We start from the raw sequence: 6,755 nt of genomic DNA on the forward strand, positions 1-6,755 counted from the left end.
ATTGCGTCACCGGGAATTTTTCTCACGACCCAGGTGAGGTCCGGGGCTCCCCCATCCGTCTCTGAGATATCGCGGCGATCGCTCCCGGCTGCCTGAGCCGGGAGCGATCGCACAGCTCAGCGGGCTCTTGGGGTGTCATGGTGGATTATCGCTGTCGTCGGCCGTCCCGCGTGAGCGGCAAGGTCATCCGTCTCGGTCTGGGTCTGCTGGCCAGCACGGCCATGTCGTCGGGCATTGTGGTCTCTGGCGCCAGCGCGCAGCAGGCGGCGGCCATCGCCTTCGCCATTCCGGCGTCCTCGCTGACCTCGGCGCTTACGGCATTCGGCGATCGGGCCAACCTGCAGGTGCTCTACGCGGCGGATCTCGCGCGCGGCGTGAAGTCCCCCGGCGTTTCCGGCACCTTGACGCCGGCGCAGGCGCTCGGCCGCCTGCTGGCGGGCACCGGCCTCACCTATCGCTTCACCAGTGCCGGGACGGTGACCATCGCCCGCCCGTCGGCGGAGGGCGGTGGCGGCGCGCTGCCCGATGGCTCGCTCCAACTCGGCACCGTGACGGTGGAGGCCGACGGCCCGAACGGGCCGTTCGTCGCCACCGACACCTCGACCGGCATGAAGATGGATGTGCCGCTGCGCGAGGTTCCGCAGTCGGTCTCGGTGGTCACACGCCAGCAGATGGACGATCGCGGCGTGCAGACCCTGAGCGAGGCCATCGACTATTCGGCCGGCGTCTCGGCCTCGCCCTACGGGCAGGACAACCGCTTCGAGCAGTTCGTCATCCGCGGCTTCGACGAGAACCTGCTGGGCATCTATCGCGACGGCATGCGCATGCCCACCGCGGGCTTCGCCGGCTTCCGCCAGGAGCCCTACGGCCTTGCCCGCGTGGACGTGCTGCGCGGACCGACCTCCACATTGTACGGCCTCAACAATCCCGGCGGCCTCGTCAATCTCATCTCCAAGCTGCCGGTGGTCGGTTCGCAGTTCGGCGAGATCTGGACCTCCTACGGGTCGTTCGACAACATCCAGACCGGCTTCGACATCAATGGCGCCGGCGTCGAGGGCTCCAACCTCACCTACCGCTTCACCGGACTGGTGCGCTGGGCCGACACGCAGGTCGACTATGTCCCCAACGACCGCATCTATCTCGCGCCGACCCTGACCTGGACGCCGAACGAGGATACCACCTTCACGGTGTTCGCAAACCTGCAGCAGGATCGCACCGGCGACACCTACCAGCTGCTGCCGGCAGAGGGCACGCTCTACCCCAGCATCTACGGCAAGATCCCGCCCTCGCGCTTCCTCGGCGTGCCGGACTGGTCGAAATATGATGCCACCCAGTATTCGGGGGGCTATTTTTTCGAGCACCGCAACGACAACGGCTGGACGCTGCGGCAGAACCTACGCTACGCGTCGGTGGACGTGGACTATCGCACCGCCTACCCCATCGCGGCCTATGGCGACACCTCCACCCTGCTGCGCACCGCCCAGGAGAACGACCAGACGCTGGGCGTCTTCACCATCGACAACCAGGCCCAGTACGACAGCGATCTGGGCTTTGCCAAGAACCAGGTGGTGTTCGGCCTCGATTACTCCAACACCCAGCAGGACGGCACCCAATATGGCGGCACGCTGCAGAGCCTCATCACGGGTTCCTCGCCGGTGGGGCCCATCAATCCCTATCTCCCGGTTTACGGCAGCTCTGTCGCGCCCCTGATCAACACCTTGAACACCTCCCAGGAGCTGAGCCAGACCGGCATCTATGCCCAGGACATGTTCAAGCTTCACGACAAATGGGTGTTCACCTTCGGCGGCCGCTACGACTGGGTGCAGACGGAGAGCTCGACCCAGAGCCCGGTTCTCGAACAGCTGGCGCCCCTGCTGAACTATTATTACGGCGTCAACGTTCCGAGCACGTTCCAGACCAGCTCGGACAACGGCGCGTTCAGCGGCCGGGTCGGCCTGTCCTACCTGTTCGAGAACGGCCTCACGCCCTACGCCAGCTATTCGAGCTCGTTCAACGTGGTGCCCGGCTTCACCCAGTCGAGCGTGACGGTGGATACGGACTACGGTCCCCTGCCCATCAGCTACAGCATGCTGCCGCTGGAGCCGGAGACCGGTGAGCAGTATGAAGTCGGCCTGAAGTATCAGCCCAACAACGGCAAGAGCTACATCCAGACCTCGCTGTACCAGCTCACCAAGCAGAATGCGGTGAGCTTCGACACCACCGACCCCATGCAGATGGCCTATTACCAGACCGGCGAGATCCGGGTGCGGGGCTTCGAGGTGGAAGGCGCGGTGGATTTCGAGAACGGCTTCAAGCTGCTCGCCGCCTACACCTACCTCAACGCCGAGGTGACGGCGGACACGCCGCCGGAGGGCGCGGAGAGCATCGTCGGCAACACGCCGGAGCGCGTACCGGAGCATCTCGCCTCGGCCTGGCTCGACTACACCTTCCAGGATGGCGCCCTGAAGGGCTTCGGCCTGGGCGGCGGCGTGCGCTATGTGGGCTCCACCTGGGGCGACCGCGAGAACACCATCTATGTGCCGGGCTACACGCTCGTGGACGCGGCGGTGCGCTACGCCAGGGACAGCTGGCTGTTCTCGCTCACGGCCAGGAACCTCCTGGACAATGCCTATGTGGGCACCTGCTCGAGCATCGCGAACACCTATATCGGCTGCTCCTACGGGCAGACCCGCACCATTACGGCGCAGGTCACCTACAGATGGTAGGCGACCTGCCGATGGCGGTGCCGGGCCCGGAGGGCTATGCGCTTCAGGGGATCGGCTTCGATGCCGAGGGCCGGTCGCTGCTCCGCGATGTCTCCTTCACCCTGAAGCCCGGCCGGGTCGTGGGCATTATCGGCCACAACGGGTCCGGCAAGAGCACGCTGCTGAAGCTGCTGGCGCGGCAGCAGGCTCCGAATGCGGGCGCGCTGGTGCTGGACGGGCGCAGCCTGTCGTCGTGGAGCAGCCGGGCGTTCGCCCGCATGGTCGCCTACCTGCCGCAGACCCCGCCGTCCGCCGGCGCGCTGAAGGTGCGCGAACTGGTGGCGTGCGGGCGCTATCCCTGGCACGGCGCCCTCGGCCGCAAGAGGGCGCAGGATGGCGCGGCGGTGGAGACGGCGCTGGCGCTGGCGGACGTGGCCGGCTTCGCCGACCGGCTGGTGGAAACCCTTTCCGGCGGCGAGCGGCAGCGGGCATGGCTGGCCATGCTGGTGGCCCAGGAAGCGCGCTATCTGCTGCTGGACGAGCCGACCGCCGCGCTCGACGTGGCGCACCAGGTGGACGTGATGGTGTTGGCGCGGCGGCTTGCCCATGGGCACGGGCTGGGCGTGGCGGTGGTGCTCCACGACGTCAATATGGCTGCGCGCTACTGCGACGAGCTGGTGGCGCTGCGGGGCGGGCGCCTGCTGATGAGCGGCGCGCCGCAGGACGTGGTGACCGCCGAGGCGCTCGCCGAGATCTACGGCATTCCCATGGCGGTCATGCCGCATCCGGATGGCGGCTGGCCCGTGAGTTTCGTTCGCTGACATTCCCCCGTGCCGAAGGGCGGGGGCCGCAGTTGCCGGACCGCGCGGGTGATGCCGCCGTCCGGCGGAAAGGGTTTTCCATGAACGCTCCCCTGCGCGTTGCCCCCGCTTCCCTGGCGCTGCCGGGCGCGGCGGCGACCTCGGCCCTGTTCGACACGCTCCTCGCCCACCGCACCCGGCTGGTGCGGGTGGCGTTCCGCATCGTCCACTCGCGTCATCTGGCGGAGGAGGTGGTGGAGGATGCGGCGGTGAAGCTGTGCGAGGGGGAGGGCTCGATCGCGGCGGACAATCCCGGACCCTTCCTCTACCGTCTCGTGCGCAACCTTGCCATCGACCGGGCACGCCGCCTGAAGCGCGAGCGCAGCCTCAGCGGCAGCGCGGAGGAAGCGGCCCATGTGGCGATGCCGTGCGCCTGCCCGCTGGAGCGGCTGGAGCAGCGGGAGATGCTTCAGGCGGTGATCCGCGCGCTCGAGGCTCTGCCGCCGCGCACCCGCTTCGCGTTTCTGCGCCACCGCATCGACGGTATGCCGCAGAAGGACATCGCCGAGCGTCTCGGGGTGTCGCGCACGCTGGTGAACTTCATGGTGCGCGACGCCACCAAGGCCTGCCGCGACAGCATCGACGCCTATTGCGGGCGTTCCACGGCGCAATGCCCCAAGGCGAGCTGCCCGAAGGCGCGCGCCACCCGGGCCTACGCCGGCAAGCCGCGCTGCCCGATGGCTGAGCGACACGCCGGCGCTCCGGGCGCGGCGCTGGCATGACGCCGGGCCTCTTCTCCCGCCGCGCGCTGATCGCGGGTGCGGCGGCGCTCCTCGGCAGCCGGGCTCTGGCGGCGTCGGCGCCGCGCGTGGTGGCGTTCGACTGGGGAATCGTCGAGACGCTGCTCGGCCTCGGCGTGGTTCCGGCCGGGGTCGCGGAAGGTGATGGCTATGCCGAATGGGTGCGCGAGCCGGCGCTGCCGCCCGGCGTCCCCGATCTGGGACTGAGGCTTGAACCCAATCTGGAGGCGGTGGCGCGGCTGAAGCCGGGCCTCATCGTCATCACCCCGCAGCTGGCTTCGTTCGAGCCCATGCTGGCCCGGATCGCGCCGACCCTCAGCCTCGCCATCTTCGACGAGGACGGCGAGGTGTGGACGCGGGCGCGGCAGGTGGCGCTCGCGCTCGCCGCCGCCACCGGGCGCGAGGAAGCCGGCGCGCGCCTTCTGGCGCAGGCCGATGCCGTGCTGGAGGCGGCCCGGCCGCGCATTGCGCCGCTTGCCGCCCGGCCGCTCTATCTCGCGAGCTTCGTGGACGCCCGGCACGTGCGCGTCTATGGCCGCGGCTCCCTGTTCGACGCGGTGCTGGCGCGCCTCGGCATCGCCAATGCCTTCACCGGTCCCACCAGCTTCTGGGGCTTCGTCACCTTCGGGCTGGAGCATCTGGCCGCCGCGCAGGATGCGGCGCTGCTGGTGTTCGAGCCGGTGCCGACCGAAGCCCGCGCCACCCTGGCCCACGGCCCCCTGTGGCAGCGCCTGCCCATGGTGGAGGCCGGCCGCGTCGGCCTGCTGCCAACCGTGTGGTCGTTCGGCGGCCTCGTCTCCGCCATGCGCTTCGCCCGCATGCTGGCGGACCATGCCGCCACGCCCGCCGTGTCCGGCGCGGGGAAGGGGGATGCCCGTGGCTGAACGCTCCGTCTGCCCGGTTCGTCCGGTCGTGCTGGTGGTGGTTCTGGCTCTTTGCGCCGCCGCCCTGAGCGCCGAGAGCCTGCTCGCCCGCATCGGCACCGGTTCCCTCATACAGGCGCTGGTCCGGCCCGGGGCCATGGGCGAGATGGTGGTGCATTTCAGCTGGCTGCCGCGGCTGCTGGTGTCCTGGCTGTGCGGGGCGGCGCTCGGCCTGTCGGGGGTGCTGATGCAGCAGGTGCTGCGCAATCCGCTCGCCTCGCCCACCACGCTCGGGGTCTCCGCCGGCGCCCATCTCGCCCTCGTGGTGGCGACCCTCGCGGTGCCAAGTCTTGGGGTATCTGGCCTTGCCGGGTTCGGGCGCGAGGCGGTGGCGCTGGCGGGCAGCGGAATTGCCGCCGTTCTGGTGTTCTCGCTGGCCTGGAACAAGGGGCTGGCGCCGCTGGCCGTGGTGCTGGCGGGCATGGTGGTGAGCCTTTATTTCGGGGCGCTGGGCGCCACTTTGGTGCTGTTCAACCAGAATTATCTCGCCGGCCTGTTCATCTGGGGCGCGGGCTCCCTCGCCCAGCAGGATTGGGGCGTGGTGCTGCATCTGGCGCCGCTGGTGGCGGCGGCGGGCCTCGGCGCCGCACTGATGGTGCGCCCGCTGGCGCTGCTGGACCTCGATGAAGAGGGCGCGCGCAGCCTCGGCGTGCCGCTGGTGGGGTTGCGCCTTGGGGCGCTGGCGGTGGCGGTGGTGCTGGCGGCGGCGGTGGTGAGCGCGGTGGGCGTGGTGGGCTTCATCGGCCTCGCCGCGCCGGCGCTGGCGACTTTGGCCGGCGCCCGCACCTTCGGTGCCCGGCTGGTGTGGGGGCCGCTCATCGGCGCGGCGCTGCTGTGGTTCGCCGACCAGCTGGTGCAGCTTCTGGCCGGCCTCTATGGCGATCTCGTGCCCACCGGCGCGCTCACCGCTTTGTTCGGCACGCCGCTGCTGCTGTGGCTGCTGCCCCGGCTTCAGCGCGATGTCCGGCCGCCGCGCATGGCTGCTCCCGTGCTGGAGCCGCGTCTCGACCGGCCGGGGCTGGCGCTCGGCCAAGTGGGCGTCGTGCTCTGCGTGCTGCTGGTGCCGGCGCTGCTGCTGGCGCACGATGCGGACGGCTGGAGCCTCGACCTGTCCGGCGATTTCCTCGACTGGCGCTGGCCACGGGTGGCGGCGGCGCTTGCCGCCGGCGGGCTCCTCGCCATGGCCGGCACCGTGACCCAGCGCGTCACCGGCAACCCCATGGCGAGCCCGGAAGTGCTGGGCCTCACCTCGGGCGCGGCGCTGGCCCTCATCGTGGTGGTGATGGCTTTGCCCGGCGCCGACCGCGCCACCGAGATGGCGGCGGGTGCGGCGGGTGCGGCGCTCACCACCTTCGGCCTGCTGGCGCTGACCCGGCGCGCCGCCTTCGCGCCGGACAGCATCCTGCTCGCCGGCATCGCGCTGGGCGCTTTGTTCGATGCGCTGGTGGTGGCGGTGACGGCCTCCGGCGACCCGCGCGCCATGACGCTGCTGGCCTGGCTCGCCGGCTCCACCGCACGGGTGGGGGA

5 protein-coding genes are annotated in these 6,755 nt (G+C 70.2%); all 5 read left to right on the forward strand.

Annotation, left to right across the window (positions count from 1 at the left end; all coding sequences use genetic code 11):
* The first annotated feature begins 170 nt into the window (after positions 1-170).
* A complete protein-coding gene (locus tag K9U40_RS14355; RefSeq protein ID WP_282890852.1) occupies positions 171-2,726 on the forward strand; it encodes a TonB-dependent siderophore receptor in 2,556 nt (851 codons plus the stop codon).
* Positions 2,720-3,526 (forward strand): ABC transporter ATP-binding protein, encoded by an 807-nt coding sequence (locus K9U40_RS14360; protein ID WP_432715919.1) that lies wholly within the window; start codon positions 2,720-2,722, stop codon positions 3,524-3,526. Before K9U40_RS14355 ends, K9U40_RS14360 begins: the two co-directional genes overlap by 7 nt.
* An 80-nt stretch (positions 3,527-3,606) precedes the next feature.
* Positions 3,607-4,287, forward strand: coding sequence for a sigma-70 family RNA polymerase sigma factor (locus tag K9U40_RS14365; protein ID WP_282890853.1), 681 nt, complete (start codon positions 3,607-3,609; stop codon positions 4,285-4,287).
* Positions 4,284-5,189 carry an ABC transporter substrate-binding protein gene (locus tag K9U40_RS14370; protein WP_282890854.1) on the forward strand — a complete coding sequence of 302 codons (906 nt, stop codon included), beginning with the start codon at positions 4,284-4,286 and terminating at the stop codon, positions 5,187-5,189. Before K9U40_RS14365 ends, K9U40_RS14370 begins: the two co-directional genes overlap by 4 nt.
* The coding region (gene fhuB / locus K9U40_RS14375) for a Fe(3+)-hydroxamate ABC transporter permease FhuB (RefSeq protein WP_282890855.1) at positions 5,176-6,755 on the forward strand (1,580 nt) is incomplete at its 3' end. The genes K9U40_RS14370 and fhuB, both read left to right, overlap by 14 nt.

Origin of the sequence: Xanthobacter autotrophicus, assembly GCF_030015065.1 — a bacterium.
In the GTDB taxonomy this organism is placed as follows: domain Bacteria; phylum Pseudomonadota; class Alphaproteobacteria; order Rhizobiales; family Xanthobacteraceae; genus Xanthobacter; species Xanthobacter autotrophicus_D.